Source organism: Falsiroseomonas ponticola (assembly GCF_016805305.1).
Lineage (GTDB): Bacteria > Pseudomonadota > Alphaproteobacteria > Acetobacterales > Acetobacteraceae > Falsiroseomonas > Falsiroseomonas ponticola.
Genome location: NZ_JAERQN010000004.1, coordinates 182,712 through 200,603 on the forward strand (window position 1 = coordinate 182,712; position 17,892 = coordinate 200,603).

Sequence of the window (17,892 nt, forward strand, 5' to 3'; positions counted from 1 at the left end):
CCTTTGTCACTGTCCGGGGAAGCGGGGATGGGGGCGGACCATCCGCCCCCATCCCCGCCGCGTCCCGGTCAGCGAACGACCGTGACCGCGCGGCGGTTCTGCGACCAGGCGGTCTCGTCGGAGCCGAGCGCCGCCGGGCGGTCCTTGCCGTAGCTTATCGTGGAGATGCGGGCGGAGGCGACGCCGCCGGCCACCAGCACGTCGCGCGCCGCATTGGCGCGGCGCTGGCCGAGCGCCAGGTTGTATTCGCGCGTGCCGCGCTCGTCGGCATGGCCTTCCACCGCAACCTGCACCTGCGGGTAACGGCCGAGCCACGCCGCCTGGCGCTCCAGCACCGCGCGCTGGTCGGCGCGGACGCTGCTGCGGTCGGTGTCGAAGAAGACGCGGTCGCCGACATTCGCGACCAGGTCTTCCTGGCTGCCGGGGCGCGGGCCGCTCGCCGTCGTCGCCGCGCCACCGCCGGCCGCACCGGCCGTGTCGGAGCCGGAGCCGCAGGCGCCGAGCAGGGTGAGCGCGGCAAGCGCGCCGAGGACCTTGATGTTCATGGCTCTGAAAATCCTTTCAGGGTTGGGCTTGTCTTGTGCCGCGGGCGTTAACGGCACGCGCCCGCAAGGTCAAGAATCCGTGCGGCGGCATCATGGCAACGTGCGCAACGCCTTTTGCGCGGAACCAAGTTAACACCGCAACAGCAGGAACAGCCTTTCCCCGGTATCGAATTGCATCCGGCGCGCCCGCGAAGGCCGCCGGCCCCTCAGCTCAGCAGCGGGCTCCAGGCGGGGTCGGAGGCATCGGTCGGCGTCACCATCCGCCGTTCGTTGAACCCCGCGATGTCGATCTGCGACAGGGTGGAGGAATAGCCGCCGCCCCGCGCATCCCGCGCCGGCGTCTCCCGGTAGAAGGCCAGCACGCGCCCGTTCGGCGCGAAGGTCGGCCCCTCCATCGCCCAGCCCTCGCTGAGGATGCGCTCCCCCGACCCGTCCGGCCGCATCACGCCGATGCCGAACTGCCCGCCGGAGATGCGCGTGAAGGCGATCAGGTCCCCGCGCGGGGACCAGACCGGCGTCGCGTAGCGCCCATTGCCGAAGGAGATGCGCCGCGCGCCCCCGCCATCCGCCGACATGACATAGAGCTGCTGGTCGCCGCCCCGGTCGGAGTTGAAGACGATCTGCGTCCCGTCCGGCGAATAGCAGGGCGAGACGTCGAGCGACCCGCCGCTGGTGAGCTGCCGCTCCCGCCGCGACGCGATGTCGACGCTGTAGATGTTGGCATCCCCGCCGCGGCTGGCGGAGAGCACGACGCTCCGCCCATCCGGATGGAAGCGCGGGCTGAAGGTCATGCCGCCGAAGCTGCCCAGCACCTGCTGCTGCCCGCTGTCCAGGTTGAACAGGTAGACGCGCGGCTCGTTGCGGAAATAGGACATGAAGGCGACCTGCCGCGCGGTCGGGTGGAAGCGCGGCGTCAGCGCCTGGAAGCTGCCATCGGTCAGGAAGCGATGGTTCTCCCCGTCCTGGTCCATCATCGCCATGCGGCGCGTGCGCCGGTCGCGCGGCCCGGATTCGGCGATGTAGACGATCTGCGTGTCGAAATAGCCCTTCTCGCCCAGCAGCCGCTCATAGATCACGTCGCTGATCAGATGCGCGATGCGCCGCCACTGCGCGGCCGGGGCGGTGAAGGCGGTGCCCTGCAGCTGCTGTTCGGGCAGCACGTCCCACAGGCGGAATTCCACCCGCAGCCGGTCGCCGCTGGCTTCCACGCGCCCCGTGGTCAGCGCCTGCGCGCCGATCACGCGCCAGTCCTGGAAGCGCGGCCGGTCCGCCGCCGCTTCGGGGGTCTGGATGAAGGCCTGGCGCTCCACCGGGCGGAACAGGCCGGAATTGCGCAGATTGGCCTGGATGACCTGCGCGATCTGCCGGCCCATGCGCTGCGCATCCGGCCCCACCCCCGCCATGTCCGGCACCGCGATCGGCACCGGGTCCGTCCGCGCGCGCGTCACGTCGATGACCGTGGTCGGCTGGGCCAGCACTGCCTCCGGCAGCAGGCTTGCCACGATCGAGCCGCCGGCGCCGGCGAAGACCTGGCGGCGCGAGAGACCGAAGCCCGGCAACGTCATCGGATGAAACCCCTCGGCGAGAAGTTGAACTGGAACTCATTCACCGCCTGGAGCCGCGCGCGCGGCACCGGCAGCGGGCTGCAGGCCGGGTCCAGCAGCGCCCGGCGGGCCTGCTCATACAACGTCCTGGCGCGGGGATCACGGGGCACGCCCTCCGGCCCCGGCCTCACTTCCCGGATAACGCCGCCCTGGTCCACGATGGCGCGCAGGCTCACGGTCAAGTCACTGAGACCGAGCATCCCCTGGTCCACCCGCCAGCATTCGGCCACGCGGTCCCCGACCGCGCGGCGATCGCCGGCGGAAAGCGGGTCCTGCCCCTGCGGCGCGCCGCCGGATGGCGCGGGCCGCCCCGCGGCCGGGTTCGGGCGCGCGGTCGGCGGCTGCTGCTGCGCCTGCTGCTGGCGCAGCCGCTCCAGCGTGTTGAGCACGCTGTTCGAACGCTCCTCCGGCCGCGCCACGGGCGGCGTCTGCCCCGTGCCCGCCGGGGTGGATTGCGGCTGGGGCGGCGCCGGCGGCGGGGGCGGCGGGGGCAGCGGCACGGCCTGTTCGGCCGGGCGCGCCGGCGCGGGCGGCGTCGGCGGCGCGGGCTGCGCCGGTGCCGGCTGCGGCGGGCGCGGCGTCGGCGGGGGCGGCGGCGGTGGCGTCGGCGTCACCGCGCTCGGCGCCGGGGGCGGCGGCGGCGTCACGGGGCGCGGCTCGGGCGGGCGCGCTTCCGGCGGCTGCGGCGCGGGCGGCGTCGGCGGCGGGGGTGTCACGGGCCGCGGCGGCACGGGCACCGGCGGCGTCGCCGGCACGGGCGGCGTCGGCGTGGCGGGCGCGGGCGGTGCGGGTGGCGGCGGGGGCGGCGGCGGCGCGGGCTGCACCGGCTCCGGCCGCGGCGGCGTCGGCGCCGGCGGCACGGGGGAGACATCGGGCGGCGCCGGCACGGGATCGGGGGTGGAGGTCGGCGCCGGCCGGTCGCCCTGCGCCTGGGTTGGCGGCACGGGGGAGGTGAATTCCACCACCACCGCCGTCTCGATCGGCGGGGGCAGCGGCTTGACGAAGCCGTAGATGAACCCGGCCAGGGCCAGCATCGCGTGCAGGCCGAAGGACACCGCGATCCAGCGCCGCAGCGCGCGGTCCTCAGGCTCCGGATTCAGCAGCAGGCCGGACAAAGGCGCCCTTCCCCCTTCAGCGCGTCGCCGGGCGGTTCTGGGCGGGCGCGGGGGCGCGCGCCGCCGGGGCGGCGGCGGGGCGCCCCGCCGGCTGTTCGGCCAGCAGCGCCACCCGGCTGAAGCCGGCCGCGTTCACCGTGCCCATCACCTCCATCACCCGGCCATAGCTGATGGCGCGGTCGCCGCGGACGAAGATGCGCCGCTCCGGCTGCCCCGGCTGCGTGGGCTGGGAAGCGAGGATGGCGCGCAGCTGCGCCACCAGCGCCTCCATCTGCACCTCCGTCTCCTGCAGGAAGATCCGGCCCTCCGCATTGACGGAGATGGTCAGCGGTTCCTGTTCCTGGTTCAGCGGCGTCGCGTTGGTGCGCGGCAGGTCCACGGGCACGCCGACCGTCATCATCGGCGCCGCCACCATGAAGATGATCAGCAGCACGAGCATGACGTCCACGAAGGGCGTCACGTTGATCTCGCTCATCGGGCGGTAGGCGCCGCGGCGTCCCCGCCCGCCGCCCGTGCGCCCGCCCATCAACCCGCCGGCCATGGCTCAGTCCCCCGCCGCCTGGGTCTGCCGCCCGGCCCGCGCCGGCTCCGCCGCCGCTTCGGACTGGCGCGACAGGATGGCGGCGAATTCGGCGGAGAAGGCTTCCAGCCGCCCGGCGAAGCGCGCCAGGTCGGTCGCCAGCTTGTTGTAGGCGATGGTGGCCGGGATGGCGGCGATCAGGCCGATGGCGGTGGCGAACAGCGCCTCCGCGATGCCGGGCGCCACGACGGACAGGCTGGTGTTCTGCATCCCCGCGATGGCGGAGAAGCTGTTCATGATGCCCCAGACCGTGCCGAACAGGCCGATGAAGGGCGCGGCGGAGCCGACCGTCGCCAGGAACACCATCCAGCGCTCCAGCCGGTCCATCTCCCGCTGGATCGCCACCACCATGGCGCGCTCCACCCGTTCCTTCAGCCCCGTCACGGCGAGTTCGGAGGAGAGGTTGCGCGCGGCGGAGCGCTTCCATTCCCGCATCGCCGCGCCGAAGACGGCGGCGATGGGATGGGCGGGTTCCTCGCCTTCCTTCGCGAACAGATCCTCCAGGCTGCCGCCCGACCAGAAGCGGTCCTCGAAGCCATCGGCCGCGCGGTTCACGCGTCGCAGCGCCGTCATCTTCTCGAACACGATGGCCCAGACCCAGACGGAGGCGAGCAGGAGCGAGATCATCACCCCCTTCACCACCCAGTCCGCCTGCAGGAACAGCGCCCAGAGCGACAGGTCGTGCGCCACGGGGGCCAGGGCCTGCGCGGTGACGTTGCCCAAAGCCGTAACTCCTTCACCAGATCCCATCCGGGCCAGGCCCGGAACCGCTAACCGCCCCTATGCCGGCGTGCTCGTCCCGCCCAGCGCATCACGCCAGGGTGCCGGGATGCGCACCGGCCGCAGGCCGTCCGGGCGCACGCACACCAGCCCGACCACCAGCGTCGCCAGCAGCACCGTCCTCCCCTCCTCCTCCCGCAAGACAGTCTGCGTCAGGTCGAGGGTGGCGGCGCCCATGGCACGCAGGCGGGTCTCGACGATCAGGGCGTCATCGAGCCGGGCGGGGGCCGAATACTCCACTTCGATGCGCCGCACCACAAGCATCGCATCGTAACGCTCCATCATAAGCGCATGGGGCAAGTGCATGGCGCGCAAGGATTCGGTCCGCGCCCGCTCCGCCCATTTCAGGTAGTTGGCGTGATAGGCCACGCCGCCCGCATCCGTATCCTCGAAATAGACGCGAAGGGGGTAACGATGCGCTGCCATCAGGCGTCAGGGTCCGGCGGGGTCATGTCCCGCAGAAGGTCGAGCTGTGCCGAAACCGAGGCAGGGGGCGCGAGGCCGAGGTGCCGCCACCCCGGCTCCCCCAGCATCCGCCCGCGCGGGGTGCGCAGCACCAGGCCCTCCTGGATCAGGAAGGGCTCGATCACCTCCTCCAGCGTGTCCCGGCTTTCCGCCAGCGCCGCCGCCAGCGTCTCCACCCCGACCGGCCCGCCATTGTGGTGCTCCGCGATGCGGCGGAGGTAGCGGCGATCCTGCGCGTCGAGGCCGAGGTGATCGACCTCCAGCCTGGCCAGCGCCGCATCCACCATCACGCAGTCCGCCACCTTGCCCGTCACCAGCGCGAAGTCCCGGATGCGCCGCAGCAGCCGCCCCGCCACGCGCGGCGTGCCGCGGGACCGCCTGGCGATCTCCAGCGCGCCATCCTCGGCCAGGGCGAAAGCGAGCTTCTCCGCCCCCCGCCGCACGATCAGCAGCAATTCATCCACCGTGTAGAATTGCAGCCGCAGCGGGATGCCGAAGCGGTCCCGCAGCGGCTGGGTCAGCAGCCCCGCCCGCGTCGTGGCCCCGACCAGCGTGAAGGGCGGCAGGTCGATCCTCACGGTGCGCGCCGCCGGCCCCTCCCCGATGATCAGGTCGAGGCAGAAATCCTCCATCGCGGGATAGAGCGTCTCCTCGATCGCCGGCTGGAGCCGGTGGATCTCATCGACGAAGAGCACGTCCCGCGGCTGGAGGTTGGTCAGGATCGCCGCCAGGTCGCCCGATTTCTGCAGGATCGGGCCGGAGGTCGCCCGGAACCCCACGCCCAATTCGCGGGAGACGATCTGCGCCAGCGTGGTCTTGCCGAGGCCGGGCGGCCCGAAGAGCAGCACATGGTCCATCGCCTCCGCCCGCTGCCGCGCGGCGCCGATGAAGACCTCGAGGTTCTCCCGCAGCGTCTTCTGGCCGATGAACTCCCGCAGGTTCTGCGGGCGGAGCGAGCCTTCCGCCCCGTCCTCCTCCTGCCGCGCGCCGCCGGTCAGCCTCTCATCACTCATCGCGGCGCCATGTCCTTCAGGGCCTCGGTGATCAGGGTGTTGAGCGTGGCCCCCTCGCCCAGCCGCTTCGCCGCCCGGGCGACGGCCGCCGCCGCCTCTGGCCGCTTCCAGCCGAGATTGGTCAGCGCCGAGGCCGCATCCGCCTCCACCCCCGCCACGACGGGCACGGCGATGGCGACGGCACCGACGCCATCCTCATCCGGCATGGCGCGGCCGATCGCCCATTTCTGCATCGCGGGTTCGTCCACGATCCGCGTGGCCGTGGCGGCGCCGAGGCCCTTCACATCGGACAGCCGCTTGCGTTCCTTGCCCGCGATGGCCTGGGCGAGCTGGCTCGGCGTGAGGCCCGAGAGCACCACCAGCGCCTTCTGCGGCCCGACCGTCTTCACCTCGATCAGGGCGAGGAAGGCCTCGCGTTCCTGCGCATCCAGGAAGCCGTAGAGCGTGATGGCGTCCTGGCTGACCCGCGTCTCCACCAGCAGCTTCTGCACGCCGTCGCGCGCCGTCAGCCGGTCCAGCGTCTTGCGCGAGCAATGCACGAGGTAGCCGACGCCGTTCACGTCCAGCACGCAGCCGCCTTCGTGGACGGTCTCCACGAAGCCCTTGAGCGAGCCGATCATCGCCCCGCCTTCGCCACGGCGCGCGCGAAGGCGTTCCGCGTGCTGCGGTGATGCGCGTGGCAGATGGCGATGGCCAGCGCATCCGCCGCATCCGCCCGCTTGAAGGTCACCCCCGGCAGCAGCTGCCGCACCATCGCCTGCACCTGCCCCTTCTCCGCATGCCCGTTGCCGACCACGGCGCGCTTCACCTCCATCGCGCCGTATTCGCGCGTCGGCAGCCCCGCCAGCGCCGGCGCCAGCAGCACCACGCCCCGCGCCTGGCCCAGCTTCAGCGCGCTTTCCGGGTTGCGGGCGACATAGGTGTGCTCCACCGCCGCCTCATCCGGCTGCATCTCCGCGATCACCGCGGCCAGGCCCCGGTGCAGCGCCAGCAGCCGGTCCGGCAGGTCCTCCCCGGCGCTGGTGCTCACCACCCCCTCCGCGCAGAAGCGCAGCCGGAAGCCGTCATGCTCCACCAGCCCCCAGCCGGTGTGCTGGAGGCCGGGGTCAAGGCCGAGGATGCGAATCGGGGCGTTGGCCATGACCCCCTTTAGCCCGTTTCAGGCGCTGAGGCGTTCCATCGCCGCCGCATCGACCTCGAAGTTCGCATAGACGTTCTGCACGTCGTCGTGGTCATCCAGGATGTCGAGCAGCTTCAGCACCTCCCGCGCCCGCTCCTCGTCCAGGTCGATGGTGGTGGAGGGCCACCATTCCAGCTTCGCCGCCTCCGCCGTCCCGAACCGGGCTTCCAGCGCGTCCCGCACCGCGGCGAAATCCTCGACGGCGCAGGACACCTCGTGCCCCTCCTCGCCGCTCTCGACATCCTCGGCCCCGGCCTCGATCGCCGCTTCCAGCATGGTGTCGGCGCTGCCGGCGGCGGCGGGGTAGCGCAGCACGCCCTTCCGCTCGAACTGGAAGGCCACCGAATTGCTCTCCCCCAGCGCCCCGCCATTCTTGGCGAAGATGGAGCGCAGATCGCCGCCGGTGCGGTTCCGGTTGTCGGTCAGGGCCTCCACGATCACGGCGATGCCGTAGGGGCCGTAGCCCTCGTAGCGGACCTCCTGGTAGTCCTCCCCGGGCCCGCCCACCGCGGCGCGCTTGATGGCGCGGTCGATCGTGTCCCGCGTCATGTTGGCGGTCAGCGCCGCCTTCACCGCGGCGCGCAGCCGGGGGTTCATGGCCGGGTCGGGCAGGCCCGCCTTGGCGGAGACGGTGATTTCGCGGATCAGCTTGCCGAAGGCCCGCGCCTTCTTCGCGCCCTGCGCCGCCTTGCGGTGCATGATGTTCTTCGCGTGCGAATGGCCGGCCATCGCCCCGTATTCCCTGTCTTGCCCGATTGAACCGGGCGGGGGTCGGATCCCCCGCTGCGGCGCCCCTATACCGGCCCGCCCCCGCCCGCGGCAAATGCGGGCAGGACCCGGGGTTGAGCATCCCACCCCTACTCAACCCCTGGTTCATCAATGCGGCGCATCATGGTGCCATGGCCCGCCCTGCCCGTCCGGCTTCGATCGCGCCTTCCCCGACCCCGCCCGTCGCGGCCCTGCTGGCCCTGCTCGCGCTGCTGGTCGCCGCGCTGGCGCTGCTGGCCAGCAACGCGATGACGGAACGGCTGCTGCGCGCCGATGCCCGCGCGCGCATCGAAAGCCTGGGCACGGACCTGCTGCGCCGCAGCCCAGAGCTTGGCCCCATGCTGCGCGGCGGCGGCGTCTCCGATGCCGGTCTCGCCACGCTGGAGGGCATCCGCGCCGGCGGGGATGTGCTGCAGCTTCGCCTGCTGGGCACCGATGGCCGGGTCCTGGTCAGCGATGGCGCGCCCGACCTTGCCGCCGCCACCATCGCCACGCGCGTCGCGCTGCGGGATGCGGAGGGCCCGGCCGGCACGCTGGAAGCGGTGCTGGACCAGGCACCGCGCCGCGCCCTGTTCCGCGATGCGGTGCGCCTGGCGGAAGGCTCCATCGCCATGTTCGGCGGCGCCGCCTTCGCGCTCCTCGTCTGGCTCGCGCTCCGCCGCCAGCGCGAAAGCACGGCGGAAGCGCAGGCCAGCTTCCTCCGCCGGCATGACGCCACCACCGGCCTCGCCACCCATGCCGAGTTCCGGGAAAGGCTCGACGCCGCCCTGGCCATGGCGCGGGAGCAGGAATGGCAGGTCGGCGTCCAGGTCATCGACCTCCGCCGCTTCCGCGAGGTGAACGAGACGCATGGCCACGCCACCGGCGACCTCGTCCTCTCCCTCATCGCCAGCCGGCTGCGCGGCGTGATGCGGCGGGGCGACACGGTGGCGCGCCTGGCGGGCGACCGCTTCGCCATCGTGCAATCCGTGCTGCACGAAGCCGGCGCCGCCGCGCGCCTGGCGGAAAGGCTGGCCGCCGCCGTCGCCGCCCCCTTCGCCCTGCCCGGCAATCTCTCCATCACCGTCGCCGCCGATATCGGCCTGGCCATCGCGCCGCATGACGGAGCGGATGCCGAAACCCTGCTCGACCGCGCCGAAAAGGCCCTCGCCATCGCCCGGGCGGAACCGGATGCCGCCATCCGCAGCTTCGAACCGGCCCTGGATGCCGAGGCGCGCCGCCAGCGGGAGATCGAGCGTGACCTGCGCGCCGCCATCGCCGATGGCGCGCTGACGCTGCACTACCAGCCGCAATTCCGCCTGCGCGACCACGCGCTGGTGGGGTTCGAGGCGCTGCTGCGCTGGCACCACCCCGAACGCGGCATGATCCCGCCCGGCGACTTCATCCCGCTGGCGGAGCGCAGCGGCCTGATCATCCCGCTCGGCGCCTGGGTGCTGCGCGCCGCCTGCGCGGAAGCCGCGCGCTGGCCGGTGCCGGTGCGCGTGGCCGTCAACCTCTCCCCCACCCAGTTCCGCCAGGGCGGGCTGGTCGGCACCATCGCCGACGCCCTCGCCACCACCGGCCTGCCCGGCCACCTGCTGGAGCTGGAGGTGACGGAAAGCCTGCTGCAGCACGATGCGGAGGAGACGGAGCGCCTGCTCCGCGCCATCCGCGCGCTCGGCGTCTCCATCGCCATGGATGATTTCGGCACGGGCTGGTCCAGCCTGGCGCATCTCTGGCGCTTCCCCTTCGGCAAGCTGAAGATCGACCGCGCCTTCATCCGCGACCTCGGCCACGATCCGCGCCTCTCCGCCATCGTCGCCACCATCGTCGCCCTCGGCCGCATCCTCGGCATGACCGTGGTGGCCGAAGGGGTCGAGACGGAGGAACAGGCGCGGCTGCTGGCGCATGAGGGGTGCGACCAGGTGCAGGGCTGGCTCTATGGCCGCGCCATGCCGGCGGAAGACGCCCGCGCCCTGATGGCCGCGCAGGCGGAAGCGGCGCCGCGCAAGGTCGCCTGACCGCCGCGCGCGACGGCGGCGGGCCGTGCTACAGCGCCCCGCCATGCCCCTGCTGATCCGCCCCGTCGCCGAGACGCCCCATGTCCCGCTGGTCGCCGCCTGGCTGCACGCGCAGTGGTGGCAGGCCGGCGGCTACAGCTTGGCGGCGACGGAGGCCTTCCTCCGCCAGGCCACCGGCCCCGCCGCCCCCTGCGCCCTGGTGGCGGAGCGCGATGGCGAACCGCTCGGCACCGCGACCTTCGACACGGATGACCTGCCGAGCCGCCCGGACCTGACACCCTGGCTCGCCTCCGTCCTCGTCACCCCCGCCGCGCGCCGCCAGGGCATCGCGACGGCGCTGGTGGCGGCGGTGGAGCGGCTGGCCATCGCGCAGGGCGTCCGCCGCCTCTGGCTCTTCACCCCCGACCAGGCGCCCTTCTACGCGGCGCGCGGCTGGGTGCGGGCGGGGGTGGAGGAATATCGAGGCTCCCCTGTCGTGCTGATGCAGCGGGATCTGGGGTAGCCGCCCCCGCCTCCAGCCCCGCCAGGAAGACCGCCGCTTCCTGCTTCATCGCCGCCACCTTCTCCGGCGCCATTTTCATCAGTGTCCGGATCGGCATCGCCATCCTCGGGTTGCGGCTGAAGCGCTCCACGTGCCGGCCGACGAAATCCCAGTAGAGGTAGTTGAAGGGACACGCGCCCTTCCCCGTCGCCTTCTTCACGTCAAAGGCGCAGCCGCGGCAATGGTCCGACATGCGGTTGATGTAGGCCCCGCTGGCCGCATAGGGCTTGGAGGCCATGACACCGCCATCCGCATGCAGCGCCATGCCATGGGTATTCGGCAGCTCCACCCATTCATAGGCATCGGCATAGACCACCATGTACCAGTCATTCACCTCGGCCGGGTCGATGCCCGCCAGCAGCGCGAAATTGCCCGTCACCATCAGCCGCTGGATGTGGTGGGCATAGGCCAGGTCCCTTGTCTGGGTGATGGCGGCGCGCAGGCACGCCATCCGCGTCTCGCCGGACCAATAGAACCAGGGCAGCTTGCGCGTCGCGCCCAGCGCATTGGTGTCGCGGTAGGCCGGCATGCGCAGCCAATAGATGCCGCGGACATATTCCCGCCAGCCCAGGATCTGCCGGATAAAGCCCTCCACCGCATTCAGCGGCGCGCGCCCCTGGCGGTACGCCGCCTCCGCCGCCCGGCAGGCCTCCATCGGATCCAGCAGCCCGCAATTGAGGGAGGAGGCCACCAGCGCGTGGAACAGCGTCGGCTCGCCCTCCGCCATCGCATCCTGGAAATCGCCGAAGCGCGCCAGGCGATGCGCGATGAAATCGTCCAGCGCCTGCCTTGCCTGGCCGGGCGTGACCGGCCAGGCGAAGGCATCGAGCGTGCCGAAATGGCCGGGGAATTCCCGCTCCACCAGCGCCATCACCTGCTTCGTCACGTCATCCGGCGCGAAGCGGCGCGGCCGCGGCGGCGTCACGCCGGGGTCGAGCGGCTTGCGGTTCTCCGCATCGAAGTTCCAGGCCCCGCCCGTCGGCTCGTCGGGCCCTTCCATCAGCAGCCCCGTGGCGCGCCGCATCTCGCGGTAGAAGAACTCCATGCGCAGCTGCTTGCGGTCCCCCGCCCAGGCGCGGAAGCGGTCGATGGAGCAGAGGAAGCGCCGATCCTCCCGGATTTCCACCGGCAGCCCCGTGGCGCGCTCCCAGCCCCGCATGTCCTCCAGCACCCGCCACTCGCCGGGCTGCGTCACCACGATCCGCGTCGCGCGGACCTGCTTGGCGATGCGCGCCACCTCGCCGGCCAGAGTCTGCGTATTCGCCGCGTCATCCAGCGCCGAATAGGCGACCGTGATGCCCTCCCCCCGCAGCGCCGCCGCGAAGTGCCGCATGGCCGAGAGCACCAGCGCGATCTTCTGCTTGTGGTGCTTCACATAGGTGCATTCGGATCGCACCTCCGCCATCAGCACAACGTCGCGCGCGGGGTCCAACCCCTCCAGCGCCGACAGGCCGCGCGAGCACTGGTCGCCCAGGACCACCCGGAGGATCGTCACGCGCGCTCGTACCGCACGGCGCTGCCATCCTCGCCCGTGGTGGCGAAGCCCACCCAGGTGCCGGCGGCGTCATAGGTGATGTCGGCGCCCTCGCCCCCCACTAGCACCACGCGGGTGCCGCCGCCCGGCAAGGCGCTCCGCGTCACCTGCGGCGCCACCACCATCCCCTGGCGCGGATCGAACAGCGGCACCTCCGTGGTCAGCGTGGCCTGTCGCCACCAGGTCAGCGGCGCCGCCTGCGCCGGCAGCCTGGCCTCCCCCGCCGTGCCGCGCAGCAGCAGCTGCCCGCCCTCCGCCCGCGCCTCGCAGAACCCCGCCGTGCCGTTGCGGTCCATGCGGGAGGTCAGCGCCACCAGGCGCTCCCCCCGCCAGCTCTCCACCGTCTCGTGCCGGTAGCGATAGACGGTGATGCCGACCAGCGTCACCGCCACCTGCACCAGGCTCCGCGCCTCCAGCACCCCGCCCTCCGGCTCCCGGAACGTCACCTGGTGCGTGCCGATGGCGCTGCCGTTGCGGATCAGCCGGAAGGAAAGGGGCGGCCGCGCCGCGCCCGCCGGCGCCGCGGCCAGGACCATCGCCGGCAGCAGCAGCGCGCCCCGGCGCGTCATCACCCGCGCCCCGCCAGCGCCGCGCGGCCGCCATCCACGCCGATCACCTGCCCCGTCATCCACCCCGCGGCGTCGGAGAGCAGGAAATCGGCCAGCGCCGCGCTGTCATCCCCCTCGCCCAGGCGCGGGATCGGGTGCTGCTTCGCGATCGCCTCCGCCATCTGCGGGCTCTTCGTCAGCGGCTCCGCCAGCGCGGTCCGGGTCAGGCTCGGCGCGATGCAGTTCACCCGCACCTTGGGCGCGAGTTCCGCGGCCAGGGAGACCGCCAGCCCCTCCACCGCCGCCTTCGCCGCGCCGATCGCGACGTGATTGGCGAATCCCTTCCGCGCCGCGACGGAGGAGAACAGCACCACCGAACCCTGGCCCGCCGCCAGCGCCGGCGCCGCCGCCTGCACCGCCAGCGCCGGCGCGGCCGCGTTCAGCCGGAAGGCCTCCAGCAGGTCGGCCTCCGTGATGCGCGACAGCGGCTTCAGCACGATGGAGCCGACGCAGAAGGCAAGCCCCGCCAGCGGCGTGCCCGCCGCGGCCACCGCCGCCGCCACCTGCGCGCGGTCCGTCACATCCGCCACCGCATGGCCGGCGCCGAGTTCCGCCGCCAGCGCCGCCAGCCGCGCCGCCCCCCGCGCCACCAGGAAGGGCCGCGCGCCCCGCGCCGCAAGCCGCCGCGCCAGCGCCTCCCCGATCCCGCCCGTCGCCCCGAAGACCAGAACCTGACCCGTCATGAACCCATCATCCGTCGCTATCCGCCCCCAGATGGGCCGCGCCCCCGCGGGGGGAAGGGTCGCCCCCGGGACGGGAGACAGGATCGCCCCGCCATGGCAGGATGCGGCGATGCGCCAATTGCTGCTGCTGCGCCACGCCAAATCCTCCTGGGACGATCCGCGGCTGTCCGACCACGCGCGCCCGCTGAATGCGCGCGGCCGGCGGGCGGCGATGGGCATGGGCAATGCGATGCGCGACCTCGGCCTCTCGCCCGACATCGTCCTCGTCTCCTCCGCCCGCCGCACGCTGCAGACGCTGGAAGCGATCTCCCCGATCGAGGGCACGCCCCTGATCGAGCCGATGGACGACCTCTACCTCACCACCTGGACCTCGCTGCTGGACGTGCTGCGGGGCGTGCGGGAGACGGCGCGCAGCGTCCTCCTCATCGGCCACAATCCCGGCCTGCATGACCTGGCCATGGCGCTGGCCGGCGCCGCCGCCATGGCCGGCGATGGCCCGCTGGTCCGCCGCCTGGCCGCCGCCTACCCCACCGGCACGCTCACCGAATTCGCCGTCGCCCTGCCCTGGCGGCAGCTCGAAGCCGGGGGTGGCCGCCTGCTCCGCGTGCTCTCGCCCGCGGACCTGCCGGGCGCGGAACCCGGCGATGCCTCGGAAGCGACGGCCTGACCGCCATGCCCCCCGCGCCGCCGATCACCTGGGAGGCGGCGCTGGACCCCGCCGTCGCGCCCCGCCTCCTCCGCCACCCCGCCATCGCCGCGCGCCGCGCCGGCCCCACGCGCTCCGCCCCCCTGGTGCTGGAATGGCGCAACACGCCGGATGGCGCGCTGGCGGAAGCCGGGCTGGCGGTGGAGGAACCGCGCGGCGGCCCGCCCCTGCTGCTGCACGCCATCCCGCCCGCCGCCGCCATCGCCTGCCCCGCCACCCCCGCCTGGCCGGCGGAGGGCGATCCCCCCACGGGCGCCACCGCGGTGCTGGCCACCTTCCTCGGCCGCCGCGCCACCCTGGCCCTGGCGGAGGGGGTGGAAGCCCGCCTGCTGCGCGGCGCGCTGCGCCGGGGCGATGACGAAAGGCCGGTCGCCCGCCTGGCCCTGACCGGCCCGGCGGAAGCGGTGGCGGCCACGATGCGGGACCTCGCCGGAACCCTTCCCCTGCTGCCCCCGCTGGCCAGCCTGGCGGAGGAAGCCCGCGCGCTCGGCGCCGGCACCGGCGTGCGGGCCCCCCGCCTCGGCGCGCCGCTGCTCGATCCCGGCATGGGGGTGGAGGATGCGCTCCGCCACGTCATCGGCCACCTCGCCTGCGTGCTGGCCTGGCACGCCCCCGTGGCGCAGGCCGGCCGGCACCCCGCCGGCGTGCACCAGATGCGCGTGGCGCTGCGGCGGCTGCGCTCCGCGCTCCGCGCCTTCCGCCCGGCGGTGGATGGCCCGGCGCTGCGGGAGGCCGACCGCCGGCTCAAGGCGCTCGCGGCCCTGCTCGGCCCGGCGCGGGACTGGGATGTGTTCCTGGGCGGCCTCGGTGCGGAGCTGGCCGGCGCCCTGCCCGGGGAAGCCCGCGTCACCGCCCTGCTGGAAGCCGCGCGGGCCCGGCGGGACCAGGCCTATGCGAACCTCGCCGACCATCTCCGCGGCCCCGCCTTCCGCCTGCTGCTCTGGGACCTCTGCGCCCTGGTGGCCTGCCGCCCCTGGCAGCTGGAGCGCGATGACCCGGTGGAGGAGGTCGCCGCCGGGCTGCTGGCCCGCCGCTGGCGCAAGATCACGGCGGCCGGGGAGGATATCGCCGCGCTGCCGGACGCCGATTTCCACGCCCTGCGGCTGGAAGCCAAGCGGATGCGCTACCTGGCGGAACTCTTCGCCCCGCTCTGGGGGCGCAAGCGCGGCCGGCGCTTCCTGGAACGGCTGGCCGCCGTACAGGAACAGATGGGCCTGGCCAATGACGCCGCCGTGGCCCGCGCCCTGGTCGCGCCCCTGGGGACGGAGGGCGGAAGCTGGGCGACCGGCCTGGCGGAAGGCTGGGTCCTGGCCCGGTCGCGCCGGGCGCGCAGCCGCGCCGCCAAGGCGTGGGAGGAGCTGCTGAAGGCCGATCCCTTCTGGAATCAAGGCTGAAGGCTCGATTCCTTGTACAATTATTGAAGATAAATGAATGGGTTGCGCGCGGCTTGTCGCTTGGGTTACGCGTGGGGCCCATCACCCTTCTCTCACGGCCCCGTGACCCGACATCGCCGCCTGTTCCGTCCCGCCCCCTCCCCCCGCCGCTGGCGCACCCCGGTCATGGCCATCACCGGTGCCCTGATCGTCGGCGCCCTGTCCGGCGTCGGCCTGCCGCCGGACCTTATGGGCTCCGCCCCCCGCGAACAGGACTGGTCGGCGCTCGCCGCCGAGGTCCGGGTGGTGGATGGCGACACGCTGCGCCTCGGCGACCGCATGCTGCGACTCGCTGCCATCGATGCGCCGGAACGCGGCCAGTCCTGCGCCGATGGCGCCGGCCAGGGCTTCGATTGCGGCGCCGCGGCGGCGGAGGCGCTGTCCCGCCTGGTGAATGGCCGCTCCGTCCTCTGCACCGTCCGGGGGCGGGACCGCTTCGGCCGCGGCCTCGGCACCTGCACCGCCGGGGGGGTCGATCTCAATGCCGGCCTCGTCACCGCCGGCTGGGCGCTGGCCTATGGCGAGGATGCCCGGATGATGGCGCTGGAGGCCTCGGCCCGCGCCGCCGGCCGCGGCCTCTGGGCCGGCAGCTTCACCCGCCCCGAGGAATGGCGCCGCCGCAACTGAGCCGCCACGGCCAGGCACGGAAGCAGGGCCGGCCGCGCGCCAGGCGGGGGCGCGGGCGTAACGGCCGAGCCTGTCGCGTCGAAGCCGGCAACAGCGGGGTAACACGCCCGGTGGCACGATCGACCCCGCAAGCTTGAACATTCCCCCACGTTGCCAAGCGCCGCGGCAGGCTCTTATCTTGCGCCGCACCATAACGGTGCCGAGAGCAAGCGGCCCGGCACCCACCCCCGAGTGCGAGGAAGCATCATATGACCACAACGCCCAACGGGTCCGTCACCTTCACGCTCGAGGGCTCGAACCGCAGCACCAGGCTGCCGGTCCTGTCGGGCTCCATCGGCCCCGACGTGGTCGATATCCGCAAGCTCTACGCCGATCTCGGCGTCTTCACCTTCGACCCCGGCTATGGCGAGACGGCGAGCTGCGAGAGCAAGATCACCTACATCGACGGCGACGAGGGCGTGCTGCTCTACCGCGGCTACCCGATCGAGCAGCTGGCCGAGAGCTCCGACTTCATCGAGGTCTGCTACCTGCTGATGAACGGCGACCTGCCGAATGCCGCCCAGCTCGCGGAATTCCGCAAGGGCGTCACCTACCACACCATGGTGCATGAGCAGATCCGCCGCTTCTTCGACGGCTTCCGCCGCGACGCGCACCCGATGGCCGTGATGTGCGGCGTGGTCGGCGCGCTGGCCGCCTTCTACCACGACAACCTCGACATCAACGACCCGCGGCAGCGGGAGATCGCGGCCTTCCGCCTGATCGCGAAGGTGCCGACCATCGCCGCCATGGCCTACAAATACGCGCTCGGCCAGCCCTTCGTGTATCCGCGCAACGACCTCAGCTACGCCGCCAACTTCCTGCACATGCTGAACTCGGTCCCGGCGGAGCCCTACACCGTCTCCCCGATCCTCGCGAAGGCGATGGACCGCATCCTGGTCCTGCATGCGGACCATGAGCAGAACGCCTCCACCTCCACCGTCCGCCTCGCCGGCTCCACCGGCGCCAACCCCTTCGCCTGCATCGCCGCCGGCATCGCCGCGCTCTGGGGCCCCGCCCATGGCGGCGCGAACGAGGCGGTGCTGAAGATGCTGGCCGAGATCGGCAGCGTGGAGAACATCCCTGCCTTCATCGAGAAGGTGAAGGACAAGAACTCCGGCGTGAAGCTCATGGGCTTCGGCCACCGCGTCTACAAGAACTTCGACCCGCGCGCGAAGATCATGCAGCAGTCCTGCCACGAGGTGCTGGCCGAGCTCGGCATCAAGGACGAACCGCTGCTCGACATGGCGATGGCGCTGGAGAAGGTGGCGCTGGAGGACGAGTACTTCGTCAGCCGCAAGCTCTACCCGAACGTGGACTTCTATTCGGGCATCATCCTGAAGGCGATGGGCATCCCGACCAGCATGTTCACGGTGATCTTCGCCGTGGCGCGCACCGTCGGCTGGGTGTCCCAGTGGAAGGAGATGGTGGAAGACCCCGCGCAGCGCATCGGCCGCCCGCGCCAGATCTACACCGGCCCGACGAAGCGGGACTACGTCCCGGTCGCCAGCCGCTGAAGCCCCGCCGGGCACCCGCCCGGCGGCCGCCACGCCAAGCCTGCCCCAGCCCCGCCGGCCCCGCCGGCGGGGCTTTTCGCTGCCCGCATCCCGGGCGGAAGCCCGGATGGGGCGCCCGGCGGCCGGCAAGCGTCGCCGGGCCATCCATCCACCGAAC

Annotated in this window: 19 protein-coding genes; 6 read left to right on the top strand and 13 right to left on the bottom strand. The window is 72.9% G+C overall.

The features are described 5' to 3' along the window. Positions 1-68 precede the first annotated feature (68 nt). The 10 genes from pal to JJI54_RS14210 all read right to left on the bottom strand — a co-directional run bounded on the left by pal (position 69) and on the right by JJI54_RS14210 (position 8,011). Positions 69-545 (bottom strand): peptidoglycan-associated lipoprotein Pal, encoded by a 477-nt coding sequence (pal, locus tag JJI54_RS14165; protein WP_203073654.1) that lies wholly within the window; start codon positions 543-545, stop codon positions 69-71. A gap of 206 nt (positions 546-751) precedes the next feature. Then, on the bottom strand, positions 752-2,110 hold the full coding sequence (gene tolB, locus JJI54_RS14170) for a Tol-Pal system beta propeller repeat protein TolB (protein WP_203073655.1): 1,359 nt from the start codon (positions 2,108-2,110) through the stop codon (positions 752-754). Beyond that, complete coding sequence (locus tag JJI54_RS14175; protein ID WP_203073656.1) at positions 2,107-3,264, bottom strand: hypothetical protein; 1,158 nt, start codon at positions 3,262-3,264, stop codon at positions 2,107-2,109. The genes tolB and JJI54_RS14175 overlap by 4 nt, the downstream gene beginning before the upstream one ends. A 16-nt stretch (positions 3,265-3,280) precedes the next feature. Next, positions 3,281-3,805, bottom strand: coding sequence for a protein TolR (gene tolR / locus JJI54_RS14180; protein ID WP_226381759.1), 525 nt, complete (start codon positions 3,803-3,805; stop codon positions 3,281-3,283). 3 nt (positions 3,806-3,808) lie between these two features. Beyond that, positions 3,809-4,594 (bottom strand): protein TolQ, encoded by a 786-nt coding sequence (gene tolQ / locus JJI54_RS14185; RefSeq protein ID WP_203073657.1) that lies wholly within the window; start codon positions 4,592-4,594, stop codon positions 3,809-3,811. Between the two features lie 30 nt (positions 4,595-4,624). Beyond that, complete coding sequence (locus JJI54_RS14190; protein ID WP_203073658.1) at positions 4,625-5,050, bottom strand: YbgC/FadM family acyl-CoA thioesterase; 426 nt, start codon at positions 5,048-5,050, stop codon at positions 4,625-4,627. Then, positions 5,050-6,102, bottom strand: a complete 1,053-nt coding sequence (gene ruvB / locus JJI54_RS14195; protein WP_203073659.1) for a Holliday junction branch migration DNA helicase RuvB — start codon at positions 6,100-6,102, stop codon at positions 5,050-5,052. The genes JJI54_RS14190 and ruvB overlap by 1 nt, the downstream gene beginning before the upstream one ends. Beyond that, positions 6,099-6,722 carry a Holliday junction branch migration protein RuvA gene (gene ruvA / locus JJI54_RS14200; RefSeq protein WP_203073660.1) on the bottom strand — a complete coding sequence of 208 codons (624 nt, stop codon included), beginning with the start codon at positions 6,720-6,722 and terminating at the stop codon, positions 6,099-6,101. Before ruvA ends, ruvB begins: the two co-directional genes overlap by 4 nt. After that, positions 6,719-7,243: a crossover junction endodeoxyribonuclease RuvC gene (ruvC, locus tag JJI54_RS14205; RefSeq protein ID WP_203073661.1), complete on the bottom strand. Its 525-nt coding sequence runs from the start codon at positions 7,241-7,243 to the stop codon at positions 6,719-6,721. The genes ruvA and ruvC overlap by 4 nt, the downstream gene beginning before the upstream one ends. An 18-nt stretch (positions 7,244-7,261) precedes the next feature. Continuing rightward, the gene (locus JJI54_RS14210; protein ID WP_203073662.1) at positions 7,262-8,011 is read right to left on the bottom strand and encodes a YebC/PmpR family DNA-binding transcriptional regulator; all 750 of its coding nucleotides are present in this window, start codon (positions 8,009-8,011) and stop codon (positions 7,262-7,264) included. Between the two features lie 170 nt (positions 8,012-8,181). Here JJI54_RS14210 and JJI54_RS14215 point away from each other — a divergent pair, with 170 nt between their 5' ends. After that, on the top strand, positions 8,182-10,050 hold the full coding sequence (locus tag JJI54_RS14215) for a putative bifunctional diguanylate cyclase/phosphodiesterase (RefSeq protein WP_203073663.1): 1,869 nt from the start codon (positions 8,182-8,184) through the stop codon (positions 10,048-10,050). 25 nt (positions 10,051-10,075) lie between these two features. Beyond that, positions 10,076-10,552 (top strand): GNAT family N-acetyltransferase, encoded by a 477-nt coding sequence (locus tag JJI54_RS14220; RefSeq protein WP_203073664.1) that lies wholly within the window; start codon positions 10,076-10,078, stop codon positions 10,550-10,552. Here JJI54_RS14220 and JJI54_RS14225 read toward each other — a convergent pair. The 3 genes from JJI54_RS14225 to JJI54_RS14235 are packed head-to-tail and all read right to left on the bottom strand — an operon-like array spanning position 10,446 to position 13,416. Next, positions 10,446-12,086, bottom strand: coding sequence for a cryptochrome/photolyase family protein (locus tag JJI54_RS14225; RefSeq protein WP_203073665.1), 1,641 nt, complete (start codon positions 12,084-12,086; stop codon positions 10,446-10,448). The two genes, JJI54_RS14220 and JJI54_RS14225, sit on opposite strands and share 107 nt — an antisense overlap. Continuing rightward, the gene (locus JJI54_RS14230) at positions 12,083-12,694 is read right to left on the bottom strand and encodes a DUF6134 family protein (protein WP_203073666.1); all 612 of its coding nucleotides are present in this window, start codon (positions 12,692-12,694) and stop codon (positions 12,083-12,085) included. Before JJI54_RS14230 ends, JJI54_RS14225 begins: the two co-directional genes overlap by 4 nt. Continuing rightward, positions 12,694-13,416 (bottom strand): SDR family oxidoreductase, encoded by a 723-nt coding sequence (locus JJI54_RS14235; RefSeq protein ID WP_203073667.1) that lies wholly within the window; start codon positions 13,414-13,416, stop codon positions 12,694-12,696. The genes JJI54_RS14230 and JJI54_RS14235 overlap by 1 nt, the downstream gene beginning before the upstream one ends. 109 nt (positions 13,417-13,525) lie before the next feature. On the opposite strand from JJI54_RS14235, the gene JJI54_RS14240 reads away from it, so the two are divergent. The 4 genes from JJI54_RS14240 to gltA all read left to right on the top strand — a co-directional run bounded on the left by JJI54_RS14240 (position 13,526) and on the right by gltA (position 17,735). After that, positions 13,526-14,083: a SixA phosphatase family protein gene (locus JJI54_RS14240; RefSeq protein ID WP_203073668.1), complete on the top strand. Its 558-nt coding sequence runs from the start codon at positions 13,526-13,528 to the stop codon at positions 14,081-14,083. Between the two features lie 5 nt (positions 14,084-14,088). Next, positions 14,089-15,516 carry a CHAD domain-containing protein gene (locus JJI54_RS14245; RefSeq protein ID WP_203073669.1) on the top strand — a complete coding sequence of 476 codons (1,428 nt, stop codon included), beginning with the start codon at positions 14,089-14,091 and terminating at the stop codon, positions 15,514-15,516. Between the two features lie 165 nt (positions 15,517-15,681). After that, positions 15,682-16,182 (top strand): thermonuclease family protein, encoded by a 501-nt coding sequence (locus JJI54_RS14250; protein WP_203073670.1) that lies wholly within the window; start codon positions 15,682-15,684, stop codon positions 16,180-16,182. Positions 16,183-16,430: 248 nt separating this feature from the next. Continuing rightward, a complete protein-coding gene (gene gltA, locus JJI54_RS14255) occupies positions 16,431-17,735 on the top strand; it encodes a citrate synthase (protein WP_203073671.1) in 1,305 nt (434 codons plus the stop codon). Positions 17,736-17,892: the final 157 nt, after the last annotated feature.